At 56.5% G+C, this 24,634-nt stretch carries 24 protein-coding genes and 1 pseudogene; 15 read left to right on the top strand and 10 right to left on the bottom strand.

Annotation, left to right across the window (positions count from 1 at the left end; translation table 11 throughout):
• Window positions 1–36: 36 nt before the first annotated feature.
• From ACR0A1_RS05970 to guaA, 3 genes and pseudogenes are all read right to left on the bottom strand, one after another.
• Complete coding sequence (locus ACR0A1_RS05970) at window positions 37–924, bottom strand: DMT family transporter (protein ID WP_170421307.1); 888 nt, start codon at window positions 922–924, stop codon at window positions 37–39.
• 187 nt (window positions 925–1,111) lie between these two features.
• A pseudogene (locus ACR0A1_RS05965) lies at window positions 1,112–1,704 on the bottom strand (acyltransferase).
• A gap of 57 nt (window positions 1,705–1,761) precedes the next feature.
• Window positions 1,762–3,321 (bottom strand): glutamine-hydrolyzing GMP synthase, encoded by a 1,560-nt coding sequence (gene guaA / locus ACR0A1_RS05960; protein ID WP_480866622.1) that lies wholly within the window; start codon window positions 3,319–3,321, stop codon window positions 1,762–1,764.
• Between the two features lie 70 nt (window positions 3,322–3,391).
• On the opposite strand from guaA, the gene ACR0A1_RS05955 reads away from it, so the two are divergent.
• Together ACR0A1_RS05955 and ACR0A1_RS05950 are read left to right on the top strand one after the other, a co-directional pair.
• Window positions 3,392–3,832: a GNAT family N-acetyltransferase gene (locus ACR0A1_RS05955; protein ID WP_170562949.1), complete on the top strand. Its 441-nt coding sequence runs from the start codon at window positions 3,392–3,394 to the stop codon at window positions 3,830–3,832.
• Window positions 3,833–3,966: 134 nt separating this feature from the next.
• Window positions 3,967–5,511, top strand: coding sequence for a trimethylamine methyltransferase family protein (locus ACR0A1_RS05950; RefSeq protein WP_170393250.1), 1,545 nt, complete (start codon window positions 3,967–3,969; stop codon window positions 5,509–5,511).
• Here the strand turns inward: ACR0A1_RS05950 and ACR0A1_RS05945 are convergent, their stop codons facing one another.
• Window positions 5,512–5,811, bottom strand: coding sequence for a DUF6477 family protein (locus ACR0A1_RS05945; protein WP_170562946.1), 300 nt, complete (start codon window positions 5,809–5,811; stop codon window positions 5,512–5,514).
• A 241-nt stretch (window positions 5,812–6,052) separates the two neighbouring features.
• On the opposite strand from ACR0A1_RS05945, the gene ACR0A1_RS05940 reads away from it, so the two are divergent.
• Both ACR0A1_RS05940 and ACR0A1_RS05935 read left to right on the top strand, forming a co-directional pair.
• Complete coding sequence (locus ACR0A1_RS05940; RefSeq protein ID WP_480584896.1) at window positions 6,053–7,150, top strand: DUF6456 domain-containing protein; 1,098 nt, start codon at window positions 6,053–6,055, stop codon at window positions 7,148–7,150.
• A 60-nt stretch (window positions 7,151–7,210) separates the two neighbouring features.
• Window positions 7,211–8,134, top strand: a complete 924-nt coding sequence (locus ACR0A1_RS05935) for a hydrogen peroxide-inducible genes activator (RefSeq protein WP_170562940.1) — start codon at window positions 7,211–7,213, stop codon at window positions 8,132–8,134.
• A 51-nt stretch (window positions 8,135–8,185) separates the two neighbouring features.
• Here the strand turns inward: ACR0A1_RS05935 and ACR0A1_RS05930 are convergent, their stop codons facing one another.
• Window positions 8,186–8,734 (bottom strand): peroxiredoxin, encoded by a 549-nt coding sequence (locus tag ACR0A1_RS05930; RefSeq protein WP_170645965.1) that lies wholly within the window; start codon window positions 8,732–8,734, stop codon window positions 8,186–8,188.
• A 262-nt stretch (window positions 8,735–8,996) separates the two neighbouring features.
• Here ACR0A1_RS05930 and lipA point away from each other — a divergent pair, with 262 nt between their 5' ends.
• Window positions 8,997–9,947: a lipoyl synthase gene (lipA, locus tag ACR0A1_RS05925; RefSeq protein ID WP_170421324.1), complete on the top strand. Its 951-nt coding sequence runs from the start codon at window positions 8,997–8,999 to the stop codon at window positions 9,945–9,947.
• Entirely contained in the window at window positions 9,944–11,089 is a 1,146-nt protein-coding gene (locus ACR0A1_RS05920; protein ID WP_480753403.1) for an amidohydrolase, read from the top strand. Before lipA ends, ACR0A1_RS05920 begins: the two co-directional genes overlap by 4 nt.
• Here the strand turns inward: ACR0A1_RS05920 and ACR0A1_RS05915 are convergent.
• Together ACR0A1_RS05915 and hpt are read right to left on the bottom strand one after the other, a co-directional pair.
• Window positions 11,079–11,252 (bottom strand): hypothetical protein, encoded by a 174-nt coding sequence (locus ACR0A1_RS05915; protein ID WP_170421327.1) that lies wholly within the window; start codon window positions 11,250–11,252, stop codon window positions 11,079–11,081. The two genes, ACR0A1_RS05920 and ACR0A1_RS05915, sit on opposite strands and share 11 nt — an antisense overlap.
• The gene (gene hpt, locus ACR0A1_RS05910; RefSeq protein ID WP_010439696.1) at window positions 11,252–11,800 is read right to left on the bottom strand and encodes a hypoxanthine phosphoribosyltransferase; all 549 of its coding nucleotides are present in this window, start codon (window positions 11,798–11,800) and stop codon (window positions 11,252–11,254) included. The genes ACR0A1_RS05915 and hpt overlap by 1 nt, the downstream gene beginning before the upstream one ends.
• Window positions 11,801–11,872: 72 nt before the next feature.
• On the opposite strand from hpt, the gene ACR0A1_RS05905 reads away from it, so the two are divergent.
• On the top strand, window positions 11,873–12,316 hold the full coding sequence (locus tag ACR0A1_RS05905; protein ID WP_170405416.1) for a type II toxin-antitoxin system RatA family toxin: 444 nt from the start codon (window positions 11,873–11,875) through the stop codon (window positions 12,314–12,316).
• 38 nt (window positions 12,317–12,354) lie between these two features.
• Entirely contained in the window at window positions 12,355–13,650 is a 1,296-nt protein-coding gene (locus tag ACR0A1_RS05900) for an MmgE/PrpD family protein (protein ID WP_170421331.1), read from the top strand.
• Here ACR0A1_RS05900 and pyrC read toward each other — a convergent pair.
• A complete protein-coding gene (gene pyrC / locus ACR0A1_RS05895; RefSeq protein ID WP_480866617.1) occupies window positions 13,647–14,684 on the bottom strand; it encodes a dihydroorotase in 1,038 nt (345 codons plus the stop codon). The genes ACR0A1_RS05900 and pyrC overlap by 4 nt on opposite strands.
• Window positions 14,685–14,830: 146 nt before the next feature.
• On the opposite strand from pyrC, the gene ACR0A1_RS05890 reads away from it, so the two are divergent.
• Both ACR0A1_RS05890 and ACR0A1_RS05885 read left to right on the top strand, forming a co-directional pair.
• Window positions 14,831–15,739: an AAA family ATPase gene (locus ACR0A1_RS05890; protein ID WP_170735152.1), complete on the top strand. Its 909-nt coding sequence runs from the start codon at window positions 14,831–14,833 to the stop codon at window positions 15,737–15,739.
• Window positions 15,740–15,773: 34 nt separating this feature from the next.
• Entirely contained in the window at window positions 15,774–17,030 is a 1,257-nt protein-coding gene (locus tag ACR0A1_RS05885) for a vWA domain-containing protein (RefSeq protein ID WP_170817704.1), read from the top strand.
• 3 nt (window positions 17,031–17,033) lie between these two features.
• Here ACR0A1_RS05885 and ACR0A1_RS05880 read toward each other — a convergent pair whose 3' ends face one another.
• On the bottom strand, window positions 17,034–17,534 hold the full coding sequence (locus ACR0A1_RS05880; protein ID WP_170510628.1) for a hypothetical protein: 501 nt from the start codon (window positions 17,532–17,534) through the stop codon (window positions 17,034–17,036).
• A 206-nt stretch (window positions 17,535–17,740) separates the two neighbouring features.
• Here ACR0A1_RS05880 and ACR0A1_RS05875 point away from each other — a divergent pair, with 206 nt between their 5' ends.
• The 5 genes from ACR0A1_RS05875 to ACR0A1_RS05855 all read left to right on the top strand — a co-directional run bounded on the left by ACR0A1_RS05875 (window position 17,741) and on the right by ACR0A1_RS05855 (window position 23,648).
• Window positions 17,741–18,709 carry an XdhC family protein gene (locus tag ACR0A1_RS05875; RefSeq protein ID WP_170421340.1) on the top strand — a complete coding sequence of 323 codons (969 nt, stop codon included), beginning with the start codon at window positions 17,741–17,743 and terminating at the stop codon, window positions 18,707–18,709.
• Window positions 18,706–19,707: a molybdopterin-binding protein gene (locus ACR0A1_RS05870; protein WP_480866614.1), complete on the top strand. Its 1,002-nt coding sequence runs from the start codon at window positions 18,706–18,708 to the stop codon at window positions 19,705–19,707. Before ACR0A1_RS05875 ends, ACR0A1_RS05870 begins: the two co-directional genes overlap by 4 nt.
• 156 nt (window positions 19,708–19,863) lie before the next feature.
• Window positions 19,864–20,349 carry a (2Fe-2S)-binding protein gene (locus ACR0A1_RS05865; protein WP_170393234.1) on the top strand — a complete coding sequence of 162 codons (486 nt, stop codon included), beginning with the start codon at window positions 19,864–19,866 and terminating at the stop codon, window positions 20,347–20,349.
• A 51-nt stretch (window positions 20,350–20,400) separates the two neighbouring features.
• Entirely contained in the window at window positions 20,401–22,761 is a 2,361-nt protein-coding gene (locus tag ACR0A1_RS05860; protein ID WP_480866612.1) for a xanthine dehydrogenase family protein molybdopterin-binding subunit, read from the top strand.
• Between the two features lie 95 nt (window positions 22,762–22,856).
• The gene (locus tag ACR0A1_RS05855) at window positions 22,857–23,648 is read left to right on the top strand and encodes an FAD binding domain-containing protein (protein WP_480866610.1); all 792 of its coding nucleotides are present in this window, start codon (window positions 22,857–22,859) and stop codon (window positions 23,646–23,648) included.
• A gap of 47 nt (window positions 23,649–23,695) precedes the next feature.
• Here ACR0A1_RS05855 and ACR0A1_RS05850 read toward each other — a convergent pair whose 3' ends face one another.
• Window positions 23,696–24,595 (bottom strand): MurR/RpiR family transcriptional regulator, encoded by a 900-nt coding sequence (locus ACR0A1_RS05850; RefSeq protein WP_480613642.1) that lies wholly within the window; start codon window positions 24,593–24,595, stop codon window positions 23,696–23,698.
• Window positions 24,596–24,634: the final 39 nt, after the last annotated feature.

The raw sequence follows: 24,634 nt of genomic DNA, 5'->3' as shown, positions 1-24,634 counted from the left end.
TCAACCGGTGACGGAGCGTTATTCAGCAAAATAGCTCTATGCGGGTGTTGCTGAATTGTTACGGTTCTCGGACCAAACGTTCAGGAAAATCCCGGCAAAGATCACCACGGCCCCCAGAAGCGTCCAGTGATCCAGCGGCTCGTGATAAATGACCATCCCGAGGATCGCGATGGTCGGAAGGCGTGCAAAATCAAACGGCACGACCACGGTCGCAGGCGCGATGGCCAGGGCATTGGTAATACAGTAGTGGGCCAATAGGCCTGCCAAGCCGACAAGCAAAAGAAGCGGCGCAGTCGTTAAGGTTGGAAGTGTTATTTGCCCATCCAGACCTGATGCAACCAGACCCAAACCGGCCTGCATCAAAGTAAGCCAGAACATAATGCATCCGATGCTGGCTGTGCGCGTTAAGGACTTGGTCGATATTGCTGTTAACGCGAAGAAAATCGCAGATGCGGCCGCAGCAATAACGCCGGGACTAAGTGTGGCGGCCCCTGGACGGGCCACAATGAGAATCCCGGCAAATCCGATCAGGGCTGCGGTCAGACGCAAAGCGGTCAACCTCTCGTGCAGCAGCAGTGGGGATAGCAGGATCACCCAGATGGGTTGAGTGAATTCGAGTGCAAAGACCTGGGCCAACGGGATCACCGTTACTGCATAGAACCACAGGTTCTGCCCGGTGAAATGCAACACGTTCCGAATACCATGCAAACCAAGACGTTTGGTGGTTACCTGATGCCATTTGCGTGAAGCCGAGAGGACGATTGCCACCACGCAGATACCAACTAGGCTGCGATAGAACATGATCTCAAAGGTGTCGTGCGTCACGCTCAGCTCGCGGCCGGCAATGGCCATCGATGTGAATGAGGCGATCGCCCCTGTCATCCACAGCGCCGCCTTACCGATCTGCATTTTATTGCTGTTCATGAGATCTCTTACATGTGCTGTGGTGCAACGGGCTGAATAGATTGCGTTTTACCCGATGAAGCAAGGCTAAATGTAAGTCTGGCCGTCTATGATCGCTTTGGGTGAGGGGCTTAGATGATGCCAGTATTCTGACGCGAACCCGCAAATAAAAGGGGTTCTTAGCCGTTCGGCGTGCTGGCTCTGATACTCAGGTGGTTGGCAGAGCTTTGCTGACCGAATCGCCGTTCAACACGTATCGAGCACCGGTATGAGGGCAGGTAACCTCACCACGACCAGTGAGAGGTAAATCCAACTGCTCGCCATACTCGCTCATCCAGCCAATCTGTTTTGCAGCGACGCCCACCATCAGTGCGTATGGCTTCACGTCAGAATTAACAACGGCACCTGCGCCGATAAAAGCGTATTCCCCGATTGTGGCACCGCAAACGATTGTGCAATTGGCGCCCAGCGTGGCCCCTCTCTTTACCAGAGTATTGCGGTATTCGGCCTTTCGTTCGATCAATGAACGCGGGTTGTACACATTCGTGAACACCATGCTCGGCCCACAGAATACGCCGTCTTCCAGCGTGATGTTGTCATAGATCGAAACGTTGTTCTGAATTTTTTGCAATCGTCGCCAATTATGACCTTGTTCCCAACGAAGACATTCTGCCCGAGTGAAACATTTCGGCCCAGCTTGGCGCCTCCGCAGATGTGCACCCAATGCCAGATTCGGCAGCCATCTCCGATCTGCGCGCCTTCATCGACGATTGCCGTTTCATGTACCGAGTAGTTGCTCATCGAATTGTCCTTCTCCCGTCAAACGCGGTGCATTTCAGCACTGTCGAGGGGGAATAATCATTCCCATTCAATCGTTCCGGGAGGTTTCGAGGTGATGTCGTAAGTGCACCGGTTGATGCCCTTGACTTCGTTGATGATACGCGTGGCGGTTTCACCGAGGAATTCGTGGCTGAACGGATAGTAGTCCGCTGTCATGCCATCGACGGATGTGACCGCGCGGAGGGCGCAGGCATAATCGTATGTTCGTCCATCCCCCATTACACCGACTGTGCGCACCGGAAGAATGGCGACAAAGGCCTGCCAAATCTCATCATACAGACCATGTTTGCGAATCTGGTCGATATAGATGGCATCGGCTTCGCGCAGGATCTCAAGCTTTTCGCGAGTTATCTCACCCGGGCAGCGGATGGCAAGGCCGGGGCCGGGGAAGGGGTGGCGACCGATGAAGCTGTCGGGCAGGCCCAACTCGCGGCCCAACGCGCGGACCTCGTCCTTGAAGAGTTCACGCAGAGGCTCGACCAGCTTCAGGCCCATCTTTTCAGGCAGGCCACCCACATTGTGGTGCGATTTGATGGTCACAGATGGACCGCCTGAAAACGACACGGATTCAATCACATCTGGATACAAGGTGCCCTGTGCCAAGAACTCGGCGCCGTCGATTGTGTCGGCGTGTTTCTGGAACACGTCGATGAACAGCTTGCCGATAATCTTGCGCTTGGTTTCAGGATCGGATTGTCCATCAAGTTCACCCAGGAACAGTTCGCTTTCGTCCGCGTGGATCAACTGGATGTTGTAATTGTCGCGGAACATGCCGACGACTTCGGCAGCCTCGTTCTTGCGTAGCAGCCCATGGTCGACAAACACGCAGGTCAGCTGATCGCCAATCGCCTCATGTATCAGGATCGCCGCAACCGAGCTGTCGACACCGCCAGACAAGCCACAAATGACTTTTTTGTCCCCGACCTGTTCGCGGATCTTGCGGATCATCTCGTCCCGATAAGCCCCCATGGTCCAATCGCCCTTGAACCCTGACAGTTTGACAAAATTCTCATAGAGCTTTGCACCCTTGGGTGTGTGATGAACCTCGGGGTGAAATTGCACCGCATAGAAATGACGCGAGGCGTCGGCCGTGATGGCATACGGCGCGTTGGGTGAAGTGCCGAACACCTCAAAACCCGGAGCGATTTCGCTTACATGATCGCCGTGGCTCATCCAGACTTGTTCGTCACCTTCGGCGAACCAGCCATCGAGGATATCAAGCCGATTATTCGGAGTAACAAATGCGCGGCCAAATTCTGCGGTGCCGTGCCCGCTTTCAACCTTGCCGCCCAGTTGATGCATCATCACCTGCTGACCATAGCAGATGCCCAGGATCGGCACGCCGTAGTCAAAAATCTCTTGCGGGGCGCGGGGTGAACCCTCGCGCGTAACACTGTCAGGGCCGCCCGAAAAAATGACGGCCTTGGGCGCCATCTCTCGCACGAAATCCATCGTGACGTTCTGGTAGGGGTGGATTTCGCAATAGACGTTCAGTTCGCGCAAGCGGCGGGCAATAAGCTGCGTCACCTGGCTGCCGAAGTCGATGATCAAAAGGCGGTCATGGCTGTCTTGGGTCATGATTGGCTATTAGGTCGCAAGCCTTGCTTGTGCAAGCGTAATGACGTCAATTCAGCGAGGAGGCTGATACATGACCACCATAAAACTCAGAACTGCCGAACGAAGCGACGCCAAGTCGATACAAGTTTGTATCGCAAGCGCTTATGCCGATGCGATGAGAGACATTGCCGATCTGCCGGATGTTACGTCTGGTATCGAGGAAGAGATCGCAGAGCATCAGGTCGTCATTGCTGAAGTGGACGGTACATTTTTTGGTGTCATCATATTTGATCAACAGGCCGAGGCTATGATGATATTCAATCTCGCCGTTTCGCCAGAGGCTCAGGGCAAGGGTATTGCGCGGCAACTGCTTGCAGTTGCTGAAGCTAAGGCCGTTGAGGCCGGGCTTTCAGTCCTGCGCTTGCGGACACATCGGCTGATGCGTGCAACCCGCGAAATGTACACTCATCTGGGGTGGGTTGAGGTCGAGGTGTCAGGAAACACTGTCGTTATGCAGAAAAAGGCAAAGTAGTAACCGACAGACATATGTCGCAGCGGCCCGCGGTTCATGTCGCTTTTACCTCTAGAGCGCCGTAAACTACCTGTGGCGAAGTTTGCCGTTCATGTAACACATCTACCAAACCAACCAATCACGGGATTTACTCAATGGCAGAGGCAAACACCCGGCGCAGGGCACGGGGTGGCGGTGGTGCCGCCCGTCGTGCCGAGCGTACGGCGGTCAAGATCGAAACCGCGAAATATATCGAACGCAATATCCCCAATTTCGAGGTCCTCAACGAAGAGGCGCTGGAGATTATCGAAACCAATGCGGAAACCGTATTGGCTGAGATTGGCGTCAATTTCGTAGACAATCCGGCAGCGCTTGAGCGCTGGAAAGACGCGGGTGCAGATGTGGATGGTGAGCGCGTCCGCCTGCCGCGCGGCCTGGCACGTGAGCTGATCAAGACCGCCCCTAGCGAATTTACCCAGCACGCCCGCAATCCTGAGAAATCGGTAGTCATCGGCGGCCGCAATATGGTTCTGGCTCCGGTCTATGGTCCTCCGTTCGTACGCGATGCGCAAGGCGGACGTCGTTACGCGACAATGGACGATTTCAACAAGTTCGTGAAGCTGGCCTACATGTCCAAGTGGCTGCACCATTCGGGCGGTACGGTCTGCGAACCGACAGATATTCCGGTAAACAAGCGCCATTTGGACATGCTGATGGCGCATATGACACTGTCCGACAAACCGTTCATGGGTTCGGTCACTGATCCTAGCCGGGCGCAGGATTCGATCGAGATGTGCGAGATTCTGTTCGGCAAAGAGTTCGTGCAGAACAACACCGTGATGACATCGTTGACCAACATCAACTCGCCGATGACCTTTGACGACGTGATGATGGGTTCTCTGGAAGTTTATGCCGCAAACAATCAGGCCTGCATTATTTCGCCGTTCATCGTTGGTGGTGCTATGGCACCGGTTTCGGTCGCGGGCACGCTGACGCAGGTTCTGGCCGAGGTCATGGCAGGTGTAGCATATAGCCAGATCATCCGTCCGGGTGCTCCTGCGATCTTTGGGGCGTTCGTATCGTCGATCGACATGAATTCAGGAGCGCCGACCTTTGGCACCCCAGAGGCTTCGCACGTCACTTATGGTGCGGGTCAGTTGGCGCGCCGACTGGGTTTGCCATATCGCTCTGCGGGTTCGTTCTGTGGTTCAAAATTGCCGGATGCGCAAGCTGCGTATGAGACCGCGAACTCGTTGAACATGGGCCTTATGTCGGGTGTGAATTTCATGCTGCATTCCTGCGGTTGGCTCGAAGGCGGCTTGGTGGCGGATTTCGAGAAATTCGTCATGGATGCCGATCAGTTGGGCGTCTTGCACGGATTGGCCAAAGGTGTGGCCTATGATGAGAATGCACAGGCGATGGACGCCATCCGCGAAGTCGGTCCCGGAGGTCACTATTTAGGTTGTGCCCATACGCAAGCCAACTTCAAGGAAGCGTTCTGGAAAACCGATCTCTTGGATTATAAGCCGTTTGAGACCTGGGAAGAAGAAGGCGCCCGCGATACACGGACGCTGGCTTCGGCACGGGTTGAGCATCTGTTGGCGAACTACCAGCAGCCGCAGCTTGACCCTGATGTAAAGGCGGCGCTCGACGCATATGTTGCCGAAAAGAAAGCATCGATGCCGGACGCGTTCACCTGATTACTGATACTGCGTTGCGCGACTGGCCTGATACAGTTGCGCTTCGCCATTCAATGCAATCAGCAGATCAAGATGGCGAACCAGTGAATAGGCCGCATCATCTTCGATGCGCTGCGCGTTAGTCTCACGCTCCAATTCCAGCAAACGGATCAACGCTGCTCCAGTGGCCGGCGTTGATCCATACCCAAGAAGCCGTTGCAGGTGGCGGTCGCGATTATAGTCCTGCGCCCCGATCTTGGCGGCACGGGCCAGTAGTCGCGGGCGGCGGAGTGTGGTGATCATGGTCATCAGGTCCTGCACGGCAGCTTTCCTTCTTTTTCAATTTCGCTGTCTGAAATGTGACACAACCTAAGCGGGTGTTGCCTTGTGCGGGATCACCCCGAACTATGGTTTCACCACTGTTTATCTTTTTGAATCAATTCTGCTCTGTGCCGTCTGTGATTAACGAACGAGTAATGAAAGCAACTCTAGTTAGATTTGGTTAACTAAGAATCCGACGGCTAAAACTGTCAGTTTGTTTTGTCGACGAGGGCGAAGAAATATGGAAAACAGCGTGGCATTCACTGTTCCGGCATGGGTTCCCGAAGGGGCGCAACGATATCTGGACCATACGGAGTCAGGGCGATCTATTCGGGATATTGCGCGGTCCGCAGGGTGCCATGCCTCGACCATTCTGCGTCAGATCCGCAGGGTTGAGATGCGCAGGGACGATCCTTTGGTGGATGCAGCTCTGCATTCTCTGGCCCAATCACACTTTGCGCCAATGGAGCGCACAGGTTCTTCTTTTGCAATCGTGACGTCTGAGGCAGGACGGCCCGAAGCCCAAGACGACGAATTCGAGCGCGAGTCGCTGCGTGTACTGAGGCGCATGTGTGAATCCGGTGCCGTGCTTGCCGTGGCCGAGGATATGGACAAGGCTGTTGTGGTTCGGGACAACGGCAAAGGAGGAACTACCAAAACAGCAGTTGTAGATTGCCGGATCGCGCAGGCTCTGGCGCTGAATGATTGGATTTCATGCGATAGTCCGGGTCGGATTTCGCGCTACCGGATTTCAACCTCGGGCAGGGCTGCACTAAGTCATTTGATTGCCGAGGCCGAAAACCGGGCGCGTACGCAGAATGAATTTGGCATGGCGGAAGCGCAGGCCGCATTCAAACCCGCAACTGCGGGTGCAAGGGCGCCATCGCAGCCTCGCGTCCGTTACAGCACTGTGGAAAGCCCGCTGATCGCTTTGGCGCGCCGCCGCGACCGGGATGGCAAGCCGTTTCTGGATGAAACTCTGGTGAGCGCAGGCGAGCGCTTGCGTGAGGATTTCGAACTGGCGCAGATCGGACCTCAGGTCACACAAAATTGGGATCGCTTTCTGACAGGCGGTGGACGCGGTGACTTTGCCTCGGATAGCCATGTGGGGCGAGGACCTTCTGGTGCCAGAGATCGTGTGGCCCGCGCGCTGTCTGACCTTGGGCCGGGTTTGAGCGACGTCGCGCTGCGCTGTTGTTGTTATTTAGAAGGGCTTGAGCTGGCTGAAAAGCGGATGGGCTGGTCTGCGCGATCAGGCAAGATCGTGCTGCGGATCGCGTTGCAAAGGCTGAAGCGCCACTACGAGGACCAGACCGAGCGGGATCGGATGATCGGCTGAACGATTCATGCAGCCATATACCGGCCTTGCGGAAATGACCCCAAATGATAGTCAGGGGTTATGAATTTCACCTTCCGCCAGCTGCAATATTTCCAGGCCGTCGCCGAACAGCGTAACTTTGGCCGTGCCGCGCAGGTCTGCCATGTTTCGCAGCCTGCGCTTTCAGTTCAAATCAAGTCACTGGAAGACTCGATCGGTGGGCCGTTGTTCGAACGGCAGGCCCGCGACATCCTGTTGACACCACTTGGTCGAGACGTTTTGGACTATGCCCAACATGTCCTGAACGCGGCCGAACGGTTGGACCGGTTTGCACGCGACCATTCGGGTGGCCATAGGTCCCTGTCGATCGGGATTATTCCTACGGTTGCACCTTATTTGCTGCCGGGGGTGCTGGCTGGGTTGCGGGCTGCGGATGTCTCGTTACGGGTTCAGATTCGCGAGGCCCGGACCGAGCGGCTGCTATCCATGTTGGGCTTGGGCGAAATAGATGCCGCCGTACTGGCGCTACCCTTGGGAAATGGAACTTTCCACGAAGAGCCACTGTTCGAAGATCGGTTCTTGCTGGCAGGAAGTCAGACTCGCCTGAATCGATTGACCATCAGCCCGGAAGAGTTGCGGCCTGTGGACTTGAAGACAGCGCAATTGATGCTGTTGGAAGACGGGCACTGCCTGACAGATCAGGCGCTAGAAGTTTGCGGTCAGGATCGTACCAGCGGCCAAATTAATATGGGTGCGTCCTCACTTGCCACGTTGTCGCGTTTGGTCGCCGAAGGGTTTGGCCTGACGTTGATGCCTGAACTTGCGGCGCAGGCCGAGACGGATGCAGTCCCCGGATTGCGATTGTTGCGATTTGGTGCGCCGCAACCGGCGAGGACCATTGGCCTGGTGCGTCGCAGCTCGACCGGAGCGGAGGAGTGGTTCGATCGATTGGCGCAAGTAATCCGGCAGGTCGGTGAAGACGTGGTAGCTAAAACTCGAACCTAACAAAAAAGGCCCGCCGAAATGGCGGGCCTTTCAGAGTAGTGCATGACAGGATTATACCAGCGCCGGTTCGCGGGCTTCGTCCAGATGCTTCATTAGGTTTTCTGGGGACGACACGCCGTAAGGGTCTTCGGGGCAGTTATCCATCAGGCCGGGCTCTTCGAACCATGCCTCCACAACGCCATCGTTGACGATGGCTGCGTAACGCCATGAGCGCATGCCAAAGCCCAGATTGTCCTTGTCGACCAGCATACCCATTTTACGCGTGAACTCACCGGATCCATCAGGAATGACCTTGACGTTTTCCAGACCCTGATCGGCGGCCCATTTGTTCATGACAAAGCTGTCGTTGACGGACATGCAGTAGATTGCATCGATGCCCTTGGCCGCAAAATCGCCGTGGCCTTTTTCGAAACCAGGCAATTGATAGGTCGAGCATGTCGGGGTGAATGCGCCGGGCAGCGAGAACAGGATAACGCGCTTGCCTGCAAAATAATCCGCAGTTGTCTTGTCTTCCCAACGGAACGGGTTGGGGCCTTCGACGGCCTCATCGCGGACACGGGTGTGGAAGGTTACGTCAGGTAGTTTTGCACCGGTTTTCATCATCAAAATCCTGTGATTCACATATGTTTGCCGCGAGAGTTAAAATGATTCTATCTCGGCTTCAATGATATATATGCTGCAAAAGCATAATATCTTTGATGGCGTTAAAGCATTATAAGTAATGCGTAAAATGATGTGCGTGGTCACTTTCGCTGCAGGCGCGTAGACGTGCCGCATAGCGGCTATGCGCCGCTGGTGTAACCAAATGAGTCGGTCTATGTTATGAACAAAGAAAATTGACCCAAAGTCAGGAAAGCCAGCCGTGCGTGATCTGAAAATACCCGAGCAAAGACACCCCGAAAAGGCACATCGACCTGACAATGCGGCTCCGCGCAAACCGAACTGGATTCGGGTCAAAGCGCCGGGTGGCAAGGGCTATGCCGAGACGCATAAGATCATGCGTGACAACAATCTGGTCACCGTCTGCGAAGAAGCCGGATGCCCGAATGTGGGTGAGTGCTGGAGCCAGGGTCACGCGACCATGATGATCATGGGCGAGATTTGCACGCGCGGCTGTACATTCTGCAACATCGCGACCGGTAAGCCGGATACTCTGGATGCATTTGAACCGGGTCGCGTGGCGCATGCGGTGCAGAAGCTGGGCTTGAACCATGTGGTCATCACATCCGTGGACCGGGATGACCTGCAGGATGGAGGGGCTGACCATTTCGCCCAAACCATACGCGCAGTACGCCACCGCTCGCCCAAGACTACAATCGAGATTCTGACGCCGGATTTCCTGAAATGCGATCCCTCAGTGCTTGAGATTGTTGTCGAGGCCAAGCCAGATGTGTTCAATCACAATCTTGAAACGGTGCCGGGCCTATATCCTCAGGTACGTCCCGGTGCGCGATATTTCCACTCATTGCGCTTACTGCAGCGGGTCAAAGAAATGGACCCGTCCATTTTCACCAAATCCGGCATAATGGTCGGACTGGGCGAGGACGAGCAGCAAGTTCGTCAGGTCATGGATGACATGCGCGCGGCGGATATCGATTTTCTGACTATCGGTCAGTATCTGCAGCCAACACCCAAGCATCATGGCATTGACCGCTTTGTTACACCCGAAGAGTTTGCGGCCTATGAAAAAGCTGCATTCGGCAAAGGTTTCCTTATGGTCTCGGCAACTCCTTTGACCCGGTCGTCTTACCACGCGGGCGATGATTTCGCCCGTTTGCGCGAAGCTCGACAAAAGAAGTTGAACCAGAGGTGAAACCCGAACTTCAATCCTGGCTTACCGAAAAGCGCCATGAACTGCATCAAGTGCCTGAGATATCGGGCGAGGAACGTGGAACCGCGACGAGTATCTCGAACTTGCTTCAGGCGTGTGATCCCGATGCGGTTCTGACAGGTATCGGTGGCCACGGTGTCGCGGCGGTTTATGATAGCGGACAGCCCGGACCAACCATCGGAATCCGATGTGAATTGGACGGTTTGCCGATTCAGGAAATCTCAAGTGCACGATACGCGTCGCAACATCCCGGAAAGGGGCATCTTTGCGGGCATGATGGCCATATGGCGATGGTGCTTGGTGTTGCCTTTGTATTGGGGGACAAGCGTCCGACCAAGGGGCGGGTGGTTCTGATTTTTCAACCCGCCGAAGAAACCGGTCAAGGTGCGATTGCCTATCGTGCTGATCCCAAGTTTGCGGATATCGCTCCTGACTATGTGTTTTCTTTGCACAATTTGCCGGGTTTGGAATTGGGCGGGGTTGAGCTTTGCTCGGGTCCGGCGAATTGCGCCTCGCGTGGGATGCGAATTGTTTTGACGGGCAAAACCTCTCACGCGGCGGCTCCTCAGGATGGAGTGTCGCCAGCCGGTGCGCTGGCAGAGCTTATGCCTGCTTTGGCCATTCTGGGGCAAGGTGGGGCGCTGGATGCAGAATATGCGCTGACAACGGTAACCCATGCTAGGCTGGGTGAGGCCACTTTTGGTATCGCACCCGGTCAGGCCGAACTGTGGGTGACCCTGCGCACGGTCTCGGACAGCCGGATGGCAAGCCTGATCCGCGACGCAGAACAGCTGGTGACTACACGTGCTCAGGCACAGGGATTAGGTGTTGAAATCACCTATGACGATGTGTTTGAGGCTTGCACAAATTCGGGTGAAGCCGTGCAGATCCTGTCAGAGGCCTGCCAAAGCCGCGACATTCCTTGCAAGCTGGTTGCGACACCACAAAGGTTTTCGGAAGATTTCGGGCAGTTCGGAAAAGGCGCAAAAAGCGCCATGTTCTGGCTAGGCGCGGGGCGGGATCATCCGCAGCTACACAACCCCGACTATGATTTCCCGGATGCTTTGATCCCGATCGGGACAGATATTTTTTTGGCTGCTATCGAACAAACGCTCAAGGCCTGAGTTTTCTGGGCTGGCTTTCTGCCCATTCGGGCCACCAACCCATATATTCAATTCCGGCAATCATCAGGCAGATAAGGATCGCGCCAAACACCAGTTTCACGCGCCGTTCCGAGGGCGGGTTTCGCCCCCATTTCGACATGCGAACAAAATGGCGCAGACTCATCAGTCCTGATCTTCGACAAATCGAACCTTGCCGATAAACGGCAGGTTGCGATTGCGCTGCGCATAGTCGATGCCATAACCCACGACAAATTCATCAGGGATTTCAAACCCGATCCAGTCCGAGCGGAAATCAACCTCGCGCCGGCTGGGTTTGTCCAGAAGGGCGATGGATTTCAACCGGTGCGGCTTGCGGGTGCGGAGCAGCTTGGAGACGTGGTTCAGGGTATGGCCAGTATCCACGATATCCTCGACCACCAAAACATCGCGCCCTTCAATAGCGCCGCGTAAGTCCTTAAGAATACGAACTTCTCGACTGCTTTCCATCGAGTCTCCGTAGGATGATGCCTCAAGAAAATCGACCTCGATGGGCAGGTCCAGCTCACGCACCAGATCAGCGATAAAGACGAAGCTGCCGCGCAGCAGGCCGACAACGACCAGCTTGTCGGTGCCGCCGAATTCAGCCGTTATTTCGCGGCAAAGCTCTTCGATCCGGGCAGCAATTGCCTTGGCCGAGATCATCTCATCTATCACATATGCGCGCTGGCTCATCGCTGCCCCCTTGATCTTTGGCGCGCAACATACGAAATCACGCGCCATTGTCACCAGTTAATCCCGGATATCATGCCAACCCATTCCGAGACCCGCCCGCTGCCTTACACCGCTCAGCAGATGTATGACCTGGTCGCGGATGTGGCGAAATACCCCGAGTTCCTGCCATGGTGCGCGGCGGCCCGCATTCGTCGGACCTATCAAGCCGGAGATGGCAAGGTGATGGAGGCGGATCTGGTGATTTCATTCAAGGTGTTCCGCGAACGCTTTGGCAGTCGGGTCACGCTATTTGATGAGCTTAAACGGATCGATACCGAGTATCTGGACGGCCCCTTCAAATATATGCGCTCGGATTGGGAGTTCGAAGATACGGATGATGGCTGCAACGTCTCGTTCCACGTTGATTTCGAATTCAAGAACGCGGTTCTGCAAGGAATCATTGGCGTGGTTTTCAACGAAGCCATGCACCGTATCGTCCGAGCATTTGAACAACGTGCTGCCGTCCTGTACGGCTGAGGCTTTACGCCCGAGCGGCGCGCGCTAGACTGCGCCACATGACCGATTTGACAACTGCCCTTGCCGAGTTTGCTGCTGGTTCTGTGTCGACCACGGCGCAGGCTCGTATCGTGACATCTCTATCCGCGTTGGACTGGCTTGCTGTGGGGCGGGCAGGCGCAGATGAGCCGGTTTCCCGCATCATACGTCAGATGGTTCTTTCCGAGAGCGGTGCCGCACAGGCGCGTTTGTTCGGAGGCGGTGATGCGCCGCTACGCGCAGCTGCGCTGGTGAATGGTACCATTTCTCATGCGCTTGATTATGACGACACGCATTTCGCTCATATCGGTCATCCATCGGTTGCTGTTTTTCCTGCAGCCCTTGCTCTTACTGCGTGGGAAGACCGACCTCTGGTCGATCTGCTTGAGGCAGCGCTAGTGGGAATGGAGTTATCGATCCGCATCGGTTTGTGGCTTGGTCGTGGTCATTATCAGGCTGGTTTTCACCAAACAGCCACGGCTGGTGCGTTTGGGGCTGCGGTGGCTGCGGGTCGGATTATGGCATTTGACGTAAAGCAGATGCGTGACCTGCTGGGGCTAACCGCGACCCGGGCCTCAGGGCAGAAATCACAGTTCGGGACTATGGGTAAACCCTATAACGCTGGACTTGCGGCCTCGAACGGGGTTGAGGCCGCCCAGTTGATCCGCAACGGTTTTCAACCCGGTGCTGACGCATTGGAAGGCCCGTTTGGGTTTGGGGCGACACATTTGGGGGCTGACGATTTAGCTGCTGCGCTTGATGGTTTGGGGGACGAGTGGCTGTTCGAAAGCATCAGCCACAAATTCCACGCTTGCTGCCATGGCCTGCACGCGGCGCTTGAGGCTGCGCGCGATCTCGACATCGCCGAGCCCGAGGTGGCCGAGATCAAGATCAAAACCCACCCCCGCTGGATGAGTGTGTGCAATCAACTGCAGCCGACCAGTGGGTTAGGAGCGAAGTTTTCCTATCGTACCGTGATTGCTATGCAGGCAATGGGCTACGATACAGCTCTGCCTGGGAGCTATTCCGACAAGATTTGTGCTGATCCAAGACTGCAATCCTTAAGGGACCGGATCACGGTCGAGGCGGATGAGAGTCTATCCGAGACACAAGCCCATCTGTCCCTGTTACGCCGGGACGGCGCGCGCCGCGAGGCCAGCCATGATCTGCTGGCTCCGATGTCTCTATCGGATCGCGAAGATCGCGTCAGGGAGAAAGCGGCGAAGCTGATCGGAGGGGATGAGGCAGACGCCATCTGGTCAATGCTACGCACCGGTGGGCGCGCAGCGGATTTGGCTGAAAGGCTAACTGATTAAGCGACGCGCCAATGCAGTGGAAAGCCCGGATCGAATACGGTCACGGGGCCGTCGCCGCTTTCGATTTTGGCCGGATAGACGACCTCATCGCCTTTGGTCAGCGTGATGGTCTCTTCGTTTACTGGCAGGCGATAGAAGGCCGAGCCGCTGAGTGACGTGAACGCCTCTAGCTTGTCCAACGCATCCGCTCGTTCGAACATTTCGGCCAGCAGTGACATCGTATTGGTTGCAGTGAAACAGCCAGCGCAGCCACAGGCCATTTCCTTATTTGCATCGGTGTGCGGCGCGCTGTCTGTGCCCAAGAAGAAACGCGTATCGCCTGATGTCGCGGCGGTCAGCAGCGCCAGCCGATGCTCTTCGCGCTTGGCGACCGGCAAGCAGTAGTAATGCGGCTTGATGCCGCCAACCAGAATGTGGTTGCGGTTGATGATCAGGTGATGCGTTGTAATCGTCGCACCCAGATCTTTCTCGTTCGCCTTGACGTAATCCACGCCGTTTGACGTCGTGATGTGCTCCATCACCACGCGCAGTCCGGGTGTTGCTATGCGAATCGGATCAAGAACGCGGTCGATGAACACCGCCTCGCGATCGAAGATATCGATCTCGGCATCCGTGACTTCGCCGTGCACACATAGCGGCAGACCGATCTCGGCCATCTTCTCCAGCACCGGGCGTACCTTGTCGAAATCGCGAACGCCAGAAGACGAGTTGGTTGTTGCCCCAGCCGGGTAAAGCTTTACCGCCTTGACCAATCCGCTTGCATGTGCGGCGGCCACATCCGCCGGGTCTGTGTCTTCTGTCAGGTAGAGCGTCATCAGCGGCTCAAACGTCATGTCCTCAGGCAGAGCAGCAAGGATGCGGTCCCGATAAGCTGCTGCGTCGTCACCTTTGACAACGGGCGGAACCAGATTCGGCATGATGATGGCACGGGCAAAATGGCGCGCGGTTTCAGGCAAGACGGCTTGCAGCATCGCGCCATCGCGCAGATGCAAATGCCAGTCATCGGGGCGGCGGATCGTCAGGGATTGGGTCATGGCCCCCGGCTAACACAGCCGCTTGGGTGGTGAAAGACCCTCTTGCCCTTGCCGATGAGACAGATCGCCGTAAGTCACTGACGGATGGTGGTCTTGACCTCTGGTTGTGGTCATGACCTGTTGGGGCGCAGGAAAAAGGGGAACTCATGACACAGCCAAACTCCATCGATGCCGTGCAAGAGCTTTTGGGCTCTGAGGGTTATGTCTGTGGCCGGGCTTTGGCGACGGTTGTGTTTCTTTCGCTGAAACTTGGTCGGCCTCTGTTTCTGGAAGGTGAGGCGGGCGTCGGCAAAACCGAAATTGCCAAGGCGCTGGCCGCAGGACTAGGCCGCCGCTTGATCCGGTTGCAGTGTTACGAAGGCCTTGATGCCTCTTCCGCTGTGTATGAGTGGAATTTCCCCGCCCAGATGGTGGCGATCCGAACCGCAGAAGCGTCGGGTGGGGCGGACCGAGGCGCGTTGCAGACCGAGCTGTTCTCGGATGACTATCTGATCGAACGCCCCTTGCTGCAGGCCATGCGTCCGGATGCCAATGGGGCACCTGTATTGCTAATTGACGAATTAGACCGGACCGACGAACCTTTTGAGGCTTTCTTGCTGGAGGCGCTCAGTGACTTTCAGGTCACGATCCCCGAGCTTGGTACTGTCAAAGCTCCAGAACCGCCGATCGTGATCGTTACCTCGAACCGTACGCGCGAAGTACACGACGCACTGAAACGCCGCTGCCTATATCATTGGGTCGATTACCCTGACTTTGCGCGCGAAATCGAAATCCTGCACGCCCGGGCTCCCGAAGCGGCGCAAGCGCTGAGCCGTGAGGTGGTCGCCTTTGTTCAGCGCTTGCGCACTGAAGATTTGTTCAAGAAACCGGGGGTAGCCGAGACCATCGATTGGGCGAAGTGCCTGCTGGCGCTGGACGTTATCAACCTCAGTCCCGAAGTAATCGGCGATACGTTGGGTGCCATCCTGAAATACCAGGACGACATCCAAAAGTTGCAGGGGTCCGAGGCCAAACGCATTCTGGATCAGGCGAAAGCCGATCTCGAACCGGCCTGATGCTTCATCTGTTCGAAAATATTTCGGGGGTTTGATGGCCGAACAACTCCCACTCGATATACCGGACAACCCCAAACTGGCCCAGAACATCACCCATTTTGCGCGCGCTTTGCGCAAGGCCGGACTGCCGATAGGAACTGGGCGCGTGGTTGACGCGATCCGCGCCGTGCAGGCTGCGGGGTTCACCGAGAAACGAGATTTCTACTGGACGCTGCATGCCTGTTTCGTGAACCGGCCGGAACATCGAACGGTTTTTGCGCAAGTCTTCCGCCTCTATTGGCGCGATCCGCGGTATCTAGAACATATGATGTCCATGATGCTGCCCGCCATTCGCGGTGTTCAGGAGGAGCGCAAAGCGGATGCGGCTGAAAAGCGGGCGGCTGAGGCCTTGTTGGATGGCGTCGAACGCGACTTGCCAGAATCAACCGAGCAACAAGAGGAAAGCGAGATCGAGATCGACGCAACCCAAACCGCGTCATCTGAAGAACGCTTGCGCAACCTCGATTTCGAACAGATGAGTACATCCGAGATCGCCCAGGCCAAACGCATGCTGTCGCGCCTGAACTTACCGGTCAAACCCATTGAGTCTCGCCGAGGTCAGGCCAGTCACCTCGGTCACCGCATTGATCGCGCTCGGACACTTAGGTCAGCGATGCGGCAGGGTGGCGAACTACGTGATATCGCGCACTTGCAACCCAAACCTCGGTGGCCGAATTTGGTGGCGTTGTGCGATATATCCGGGTCGATGAGCCAATACAGTCGGATCATTCTGCACTTTCTACACGCGGTTTCGAATGCCAAAGGCGCAGGTTGGGCCAAAGTGCACGCATTCACGTTTGGCACACGCCTGACCAACATCACCCGCCATCTGCATCAACGTGATGTCGATGCAGCGCTGGCCGCTGCTGGGGCCGAGGCACAGGACTGGGAAGGCGGAACCCGGATCGGAGAATGCCTGCATCAGTTCAATCGCGACTGGTCGCGGCGCGTCATGGGGCAGGGGGCGGTCGTGTTGTTGATCACCGACGGGTTAGAGCGGGGCGATCCCGAGATGCTGGAAAAGGAAATCGAGCGCCTGCACCTGTCGTCGCGGCGTCTGATTTGGCTGAACCCATTGCTGCGCTGGGACGGGTTCGCACCGAAAGCTCAGGGTGTGGCGACAATGCTTCCACATGTCGACAGCTTCCGCGCCGGGCATTCGATTGCGTCGCTGGAAGATCTGGCCGCCGTGATTTCGCAACCAGATGATCAGGGGCAGAAAGCGCGGCTGATGTCCGCGCTTTCAGACTAGCTGTTACGAAAGCTGCTCTTCATTGCACTTCCGTGCCATTTCCATGGCTTTGTAAGTGCCAGTCAGGTCAACGGTGAAGGCGAACTCTTTCTCCGGGAAAACGACCATCACCTTCTTCTTGGCAAGATCATCTGCGAACTGAGGGTCGTCTGACAGAACATACCCGCCCGAATAGCCCTTGGTGATGTTCCCCTTCATACCGGTGGCTTCTCCGACATAAATATTGTCGCCGATAAGGATGGCAACAGCCTCTTTCTCGCCTTTCTTGATGTTGGTTTTGGCCTTGGTGAAGACACCAACATAGCCAACGCCGCGATCTTCGGTCAGGCCCATCTGCACGACATTTTCAGCGTCATCAACCGCTTCGATAAGGCAGGATTTCTTGTCCTGATCGATGAAAACCTTCCAGCCTTCGACCTCGCCGTATTTCAGAAATGTGTCAGCCCAGCCGGTGCTGGCAGTCAACAGGCCGATCGCTGCTCCGAGTGTAAGAATGCGTTTCAACTGTTTGTCTCCGCTATGAAATATGTTGGGACGATCCCGAATAGGCCCCGGAATCGCATGCAGGCTAGAATGACGCCTTCCAACATTCAACAATTTGTGAATGTGAGTTCGAAATCGGCTTGTTAGCGCCACAAGATCGACCCGCTGAGCGCTTTTCATTGCTCCAAAGCTGACTATGTTGAACCCAAGCACGGCCGGAGGTCTAAATGGAACGATTCGATAGCAGCCCGGAAACCGCACTAAAATGGTATCGCGCCGGGAAGGGCGCGGCTTTGGCCACTGTGGTTGAGACCTGGGGCAGCGCGCCGCGCCGTGTAGGCGCGCAGTTGGTCATTGCGGGCGATGGTCGGATCGAAGGCTCGGTTTCTGGTGGTTGCGTCGAAGGTGCCGTGATCGTCGAAGCGCTGGAAGCCATAGAGGAAGGCGAGGCAAGGCTGCTAGAGTTCGGTGTAAGCGACGAGGATGCGTTTGCCGTCGGTCTGGCCTGCGGCGGTACGATCAGGGTTTTGGTTGAACCGGTCGGCAAGGTCCTGCCCGAACCAATGCTGGCCGAACTGGTCGCGGCACGGGCGCGGCGCGAGCCCTTGGCCTATGAAGTCAATGTCGAGACGGGCCAGCGCGCGTTGCGCCGAAATGCCTATTCCGAACGCTTGCGTATGGACAGGTCCGGGTTCGAAGAGGATGGGCAAACCTTTGTCGCTGTCCACAACCCACCGTTACGGTTGATAGTGGTGGGAGCGGTGCACATCGCCCAAGCTCTGGTGCCGATGGCCCGGATCGCGGGTTATGACCCGGCGATTATAGATCCGCGCGAGGCCTTCGCATCGGACGCACGTTTTCCCGGAGAAACCATCCTTACGGATTGGCCGGATGAGGCTGTATCAAAGCTGGGTCTCGACTCGCGCACGGCGCTTGTGTTGCTGACCCACGACCCCAAACTTGATGACCCCGCGCTTCAGGCCGGTTTGGCGGCCGATGTGTTCTACATCGGCGCACTCGGATCTAAGCGCACACATGCCAAACGCGTGGAGCGGATGAAGCAGGCCGGGTTCAACGATGACCAGATTTCACTGATTCACGGACCTGTTGGGCTTGATATCGGGGCGGCTGGACCGTCTGAGATAGCCGTTGCGATCCTGGCGCAGATGACGGCGGTCCTGCGAGGCAGAGCGTGAAGTTTGGTCCGGTACCCGTTTCCGACGCCGACGGCGCGATATTAGCCCATTCCGTCAAAGCGGGAAACCGCAAGCTTAGGAAAGGTATAACGCTTTCGTCCGAGCACATAGCCGAGTTGCACCAAGCCAGTCTGACCGAGGTCACAGTCGCGAGACTGGAGCAAGGTGATTGCCATGAGGACGAAGCCGCAGCGCTGCTGGCAGAAGCGCTTGCACCAAGTCCCACACAGGCAAATCTGCGTGTCACCGAAGCCTTTACAGGCCGGGTCAACCTTTTAGCAAATGGACCAGGCGTCGCGGTGCTGGATACCGATGCCTTGCAAAAGTTCAATCAGGTCAATCCGATGATCACTGTTGCGACGGTGCCGCAATATCAGCAGATGGCGGCTGGCGGCATGGTCGCGACGATCAAGGTGATTTCTTATGCCGTACCTCGATCCGACGTTGAGAGTGCGGCCCGTCATGCGCAGGACGCTATTCGGTTATCGGTGCCCAAATACGAAAATGCGGGTCTCATCGTTACCGACATTGCTGGCGGGCCATCTAATGAAAAAGGTATCGCTGCTATTCGTAGCCGGGTTGAGGCTTTGGGTATGAATCTGTCAGATGTTCAGGTGGTGCCGCATCGGATGGGCGACTTAACAGCATCGATTTCGGCCATTCGGGGTGAGATCGTCATGATCCTGACCGGATCGGCCACGTCGGATAAAGATGATGTGGCGCCTGCTTCTGTGCGGGCGGCGGGGGGTATCGTCGACCGGTTTGGAATGCCGGTCGATCCGGGGAACCTGTTGTTTTTGGGATCTTCCGGCGGGCGCCCCATCATCGGTTTGCCCGGATGCGCGCGCTCACCAGCATTGAACGGGGCGGATTGGGTCTTGTCCCGCGTTGCTTGCGGAATCGAAACGACGGGCGCGGACATCGCAGGGATGGGTGTCGGTGGGCTGCTAAAAGAAATCCCGACGCGGCCACAGCCCCGCGCTGCCAAGAGTAAATGACGCAACGGCAATTTTGCCCCGTTTGGTAGACGCATCATTGTTAGAAGGCTGATCAGCGAAACTGCGGAAAAATCAGGCAAATATTTTTGTTCTCAAACGAAATTTACCGTGTTTAACTCTGGCTTAGCAAATAAGCCAAAAAAAGGGGAGGATCTTATGACCAAGGTCTCAATGACCGTGAACGGCGTTGCCGTCAGCGGTGATGTTGAAGGGCGGACTCTATTATCCGGATTTCTACGCGACCACCTGAATTTGACAGGCACACATATTGGCTGCGACACGGCTCAATGTGGCGCGTGCGTAGTGCACGTGAATGGTGAGGCGGTCAAATCCTGCAACATGCTGGCGCTGGAAGCAGACGGCGCGGATGTGGGCACGATCGAGGGGCAGGCGGCCGAAGATGGCACGCTGAACGTGATCCAACAGGCCTTTCAGGATCATCATGGGCTGCAATGTGGGTTTTGCACTCCGGGCATGGTGATGAGCGCTGCAGCATTGCTCAAGGATAACCCGCGCCCGACCGAAGGCGAAATTCGCAAGTACCTTGAGGGTAACCTATGCCGGTGCACAGGCTACCACAACATCGTCAAGGCAATCATGGCCGCATCGGGTCAAGACGTTTCCAGCATCGCCGCCGAGTGAGGCGGTTAAGAATTTTCGACGAAAATTCTTTTCCACGGAGGAGAACAAGCAATGCCCAAAGACAGTGGCATCGGAGCCAGTTCCAAGCGGCGCGAGGACGTACGCTTTCTGACCGGAGCAGGCAATTACACCGACGACATCAACGTACATGGCCAGGCCTATGTGCATTTCCTACGGTCCGACATCGCGCATGGCCGGATCACCAACATCGACACATCTGCCGCCGAGGGTATGCCGGGGGTTGTGAAGGTGTTCACCGGCAAGGACTTTGAAGGCGTGGGCGGAATGCCCTGCGGCTGGGAAGTAACCGACCGTCATGGCGCCCCGATGCAGGAACCACCGCATCCCATTCTGGCGCAAGGCAAGGTCCGACATGTAGGCGATCCCATCGCTGCCGTTGTCGCGGACAGCATTGAACTCGCCCGCGATGCGGCGGAAGCGATTGAAGTGGATATCGAAGAGCTCCCCGCCGTGCTGGATATGAAAGCCGCAGCGCAGGATGGCGCGACGCTTATCCATGAGGATCTGAAGAACAACATCTGCTATGACTGGCATCTAGGCGAAGAAGACAATGACAAGGTCAATGAGGTTTTTGCCAACGCGGCCCATGTCACCACTCTGGACCTGATCAATAACCGTCTGGTCGCAAACCCGATGGAGCCGCGTGTTGCGGTGGCCGAGTACAGCCGGGGTACGGATGAGTACACGCTCTACACCACTTCGCAGAACCCGCATGTGATCCGCTTGCTGATGTGCGCATTTGTTCTGGGCTTGCCTGAACACAAAGTGCGTGTTGTAGCGCCTGATGTTGGTGGTGGATTTGGCACGAAGATTTTCCACTACGCGGAAGAGGCGTTCTGTACATTCGCTGCCAAGGCCTGCAACCGTCCGGTCAAATGGACCGCCAGCCGGTCCGAGGCGTTTATGTCGGATGCGCAGGGCCGCGACCACGTCAGCACGATTGAGCTCGCTTTGGACGCGGACAATAACTTCACAGGCCTCCGCACCAACACCTACGCCAATCTGGGCGCGTATCTGTCGACCTTCTCAAGCTCGGTTCCGACTTGGCTGCATGGCACTCTGATGGCGGGCAATTACAAGACGCCGGTCATTCAGGTGAATGTGAAGGCAATGTTCACCAACACAGTGCCGGTGGACGCTTATCGCGGTGCGGGTCGGCCAGAGGCGACCTATCAGCTGGAGCGCGTCATCGACAAGGCGGCGCGTGAACTGGGTGTCGATCCGATCGCCCTGCGTCGCCAGAATTTCATCACCCAGTTCCCGTATGACACACCGGTGGCGCTGACCTACGACACCGGGGATTACAACGGGACGATGGATAAGCTTGAAGCTGCTGCTGATTTGGCTGGCTTTGCCGCGCGACGGGCGGAAAGCGAGGCCAATGGCAAGCTGCGTGGCCTAGGCGTCAATTGCTATATCGAGGCCTGCGGCATCGCGCCCTCGAACATCGTCGGCATGCTGGGGGCCCGGGCGGGTCTTTATGATGCTGCCACGGTGCGAGTAAACGCCACCGGTTCCATCAGTGTCATGGTTGGTGCACATAGCCACGGGCAGGGGCATGAGACTGCTTTCCCGCAGGTTGTGGCCGACATGATCGGCATCGATGAGTCGATGGTCGAGATTGTGCATGGCGACACCTCGAAGATCCCGTTCGGCATGGGCACTTATGGCTCACGCTCGCTGGCGGTTTGTGGTTCGGCCATGGTTAAGGCTACCGAAAAGGTGATCGACAAGGCCAAGAAGATCGCGGCCCACCTGCTCGAGGCGTCCGAGGCCGATATCGAGCTGAAGGACGGTCAGTTCAGCGTCGCGGGCACTGACAAGTCGGTGGCCTGGGGTGATGTGACTCTGACAGCCTATGTACCGCACAACTTCCCATTGGAGGTTGAGCCGGGGCTGGAGGAGACCGCATTTTATGACCCGGCCAACTTCACCTTCCCAGCGGGGGCATATGCCTGCGAGGTTGAGGTGGATCCCGAGACTGGACAGGTGATCATCGAAGCCTTCACCGCTGCGGATGACTTTGGCAACATCGTTAACCCGATGATTGTGGATGGTCAGGTACATGGCGGTATCGGTCAGGGTATCGGTCAGGCTTTGTTGGAAAATTGCGCCTATGACGAGAATGGCCAGTTGCTGAGCGCATCCTTCATGGATTACGCGATGCCACGCGCCGATGATCTGCCGTTCTATGCGGTCGACCATTCCAGCCAGACGCCGTGTACGCACAACCCGTTGGGTGTGAAGGGCTGCGGTGAAGCTGGTGCGATTGGCTCGCCGCCTGCGGTAGTCAACGCGGTTCTGGATGCGCTGAACTCGGGTGGAAAGGCTGTTGATCACATTGACATGCCGATGAGCCCGTCGCGTGTTTGGACAGCAATGCATGGTTGAGAGGTTCGAGTGCGAGGGGCCAGCCCCTCGCGCTCCCCGAGATATTTATAGCCAGATGAAGGGCGGATCCGCGCTTTTCGGAAAGGAAGAACGAAATGTACAATTTCGAGTATGAGAAACCCTCGACCATCGCTGACGCGGTTACTGCGTTGGGAGTTGAGGATGCGCAGGCATTGGGGGGTGGGCAAACCCTGATCCCCACAATGAAGCAGCGGTTGGCCGCGCCATCCAAGCTGGTTTCGGTCAACGGAATCGCTGAAATGAAAGGGGTCTGCGTCGAGGATGATGGCTCGGTAGCGATAGGCGGTGCGACAACCCACGCAAATGTGGCCGCTGAAGCTGCTGGCAACTATCCGGCGCTGGCAGCGCTGGCCGGCCAGATCGGTGATCCTGCGGTGCGTAATCGTGGCACTATTGGCGGTTCGATTGCCAACAATGATCCAGCGGCCTGTTATCCGGCGGGAGTGCTGGGTTCAGGCGCGACCATTGTCACCAATAATCGCCAGATAGCGGCGGATGACTTCTTTCAGGGCATGTTCACGACAGCTTTGGAAGAGGGCGAGATTATCACTTCGGTGCGTTTCCCCGTGCCTCAGGCGGCGAGTTATCAGAAGTTTTTGCAGCCCGCGTCTCGGTTTGCGTTGGTCGGGGTATATCTTGCCCGGTTTGCCGATGGCGTTCGAGTTGCAGTAACCGGTGCAAGCGAGGAAGGAGTTTTCCGCTGGGCAGAGGCCGAGGAGGCCCTGAACAAAGAGTTCCGCGCGGACGCTTTGATGGGGCTGCACATCAATCCGATGATCATGATTGGTGATCTGCACGGGAGCAAAACGTATCGGGCGCATCTGGTCACTGTTATGACGAAACGGGCTGTCGAAGCTTGCAGTTGATCTGATTGTTAATCAGCTTTGAGAGCCTCGGTGAAAGCCGGGGCTCTTTATTCTTTCCGAACTCTTGGGGGCTTGGCGGGGCGCCAGTAGGCGCCGGTGTCTTCTCGTGCCGTCTGATAGCGTTCCACGCGGTCACGCGCGGCTGATCCCCCGGCGGCAAAGAGATGACCTAGCAGGCATTCAAGCACTGCCATCGCTCCGGAGAAGCTGGAAAAGTGATGTTGCGCGCGGGTACTGACAGGCAGCACGATGTCAGGGTCAACACCAGGGGCGATGACGTCGCTATCCGACAATAACGCGATGCGCATTCCGCGTTTACGCGCAAAACGCATGGATTGTATGGTGTCAGAGGAATAGGGGTGAACGGTAATAGCGAAAAGGCAGTCTGCTTCATCGGCCTCGAGCAAATCATCGATGGCTGATCCCATATGTCGCGGGATAAGCTGAAATCCTGGGTGTGCCATCCGGCCCGCATAGTGGAGATAATAGGCCAAAGCATAGCTGGCCCGGGTCGCGGTTATGAAACAGCGATTAGCTGCAATCATGTACTCTGTGACCTGTTGCATCAAATCAGGATCGGCCAGTCGCAGGGAGCGGGCTACGACGTTCAGTTCGTTTTGCGCAAACCCAGCTTGCGCAGCGCTGAATTGGTCCCCCGATTTCATGTGATCCAGCCAGCCCTGACCCAGCCGATCTTCTCGGTCTGTGACAAGGGTTTGGCGAAAGGGGCGTCTGAACGCATCAAAACTGTCGAACCCCATACGTTGTGCCAACCGAACCAGAACGTTTGAACTGACACCGATTTTCTCGGCGGTTAGTCGAACTGGGTCGAGCCCGAAATCGCCGGGATGGTCGATGATGTATTTCGCTGCGGCTTGCATTTGCTGAGGCAAGGTGTCGATTTCGTGCCGAAGCTGCTCGGTCAGTTGGGATGAGGTGTGTTGCATCCGATAAGAAAAACAAATGTTATGAAGAATGCAAATTGA

This window comes from Ruegeria sp. D6, from assembly GCF_056534365.1.
This window is presented reverse-complemented; position numbering and strand designations above follow the sequence as displayed.

Bases quoted from the DNA above. Each gene is read 5' to 3' on its own strand.
- ACR0A1_RS05915 (WP_170421327.1), bottom strand. From the start codon at position 11,252: ATGAGTCTGCGCCATTTTGTTCGCATGTCGAAATGGGGGCGAAACCCG.
- ACR0A1_RS05890 (WP_170735152.1), top strand. From the start codon at position 14,831: ATGACACAGCCAAACTCCATCGATGCCGTGCAAGAGCTTTTGGGCTCT.
- ACR0A1_RS05875 (WP_170421340.1), top strand. From the start codon at position 17,741: ATGGAACGATTCGATAGCAGCCCGGAAACCGCACTAAAATGGTATCGC.
- hpt (WP_010439696.1), bottom strand. From the start codon at position 11,800: ATGAGCCAGCGCGCATATGTGATAGATGAGATGATCTCGGCCAAGGCA.
- pyrC (WP_480866617.1), bottom strand. From the start codon at position 14,684: ATGACCCAATCCCTGACGATCCGCCGCCCCGATGACTGGCATTTGCAT.
- ACR0A1_RS05950 (WP_170393250.1), top strand. From the start codon at position 3,967: ATGGCAGAGGCAAACACCCGGCGCAGGGCACGGGGTGGCGGTGGTGCC.
- ACR0A1_RS05955 (WP_170562949.1), top strand. From the start codon at position 3,392: ATGACCACCATAAAACTCAGAACTGCCGAACGAAGCGACGCCAAGTCG.
- ACR0A1_RS05940 (WP_480584896.1), top strand. From the start codon at position 6,053: ATGGAAAACAGCGTGGCATTCACTGTTCCGGCATGGGTTCCCGAAGGG.
- ACR0A1_RS05935 (WP_170562940.1), top strand. From the start codon at position 7,211: ATGAATTTCACCTTCCGCCAGCTGCAATATTTCCAGGCCGTCGCCGAA.
- guaA (WP_480866622.1), bottom strand. From the start codon at position 3,321: ATGACCCAAGACAGCCATGACCGCCTTTTGATCATCGACTTCGGCAGC.
- ACR0A1_RS05855 (WP_480866610.1), top strand. From the start codon at position 22,857: ATGTACAATTTCGAGTATGAGAAACCCTCGACCATCGCTGACGCGGTT.
- ACR0A1_RS05850 (WP_480613642.1), bottom strand. From the start codon at position 24,595: ATGCAACACACCTCATCCCAACTGACCGAGCAGCTTCGGCACGAAATC.
- ACR0A1_RS05930 (WP_170645965.1), bottom strand. From the start codon at position 8,734: ATGAAAACCGGTGCAAAACTACCTGACGTAACCTTCCACACCCGTGTC.
- ACR0A1_RS05970 (WP_170421307.1), bottom strand. From the start codon at position 924: ATGAACAGCAATAAAATGCAGATCGGTAAGGCGGCGCTGTGGATGACA.
- ACR0A1_RS05860 (WP_480866612.1), top strand. From the start codon at position 20,401: ATGCCCAAAGACAGTGGCATCGGAGCCAGTTCCAAGCGGCGCGAGGAC.
- ACR0A1_RS05900 (WP_170421331.1), top strand. From the start codon at position 12,355: ATGACCGATTTGACAACTGCCCTTGCCGAGTTTGCTGCTGGTTCTGTG.
- ACR0A1_RS05905 (WP_170405416.1), top strand. From the start codon at position 11,873: ATGCCAACCCATTCCGAGACCCGCCCGCTGCCTTACACCGCTCAGCAG.
- ACR0A1_RS05865 (WP_170393234.1), top strand. From the start codon at position 19,864: ATGACCAAGGTCTCAATGACCGTGAACGGCGTTGCCGTCAGCGGTGAT.
- ACR0A1_RS05885 (WP_170817704.1), top strand. From the start codon at position 15,774: ATGGCCGAACAACTCCCACTCGATATACCGGACAACCCCAAACTGGCC.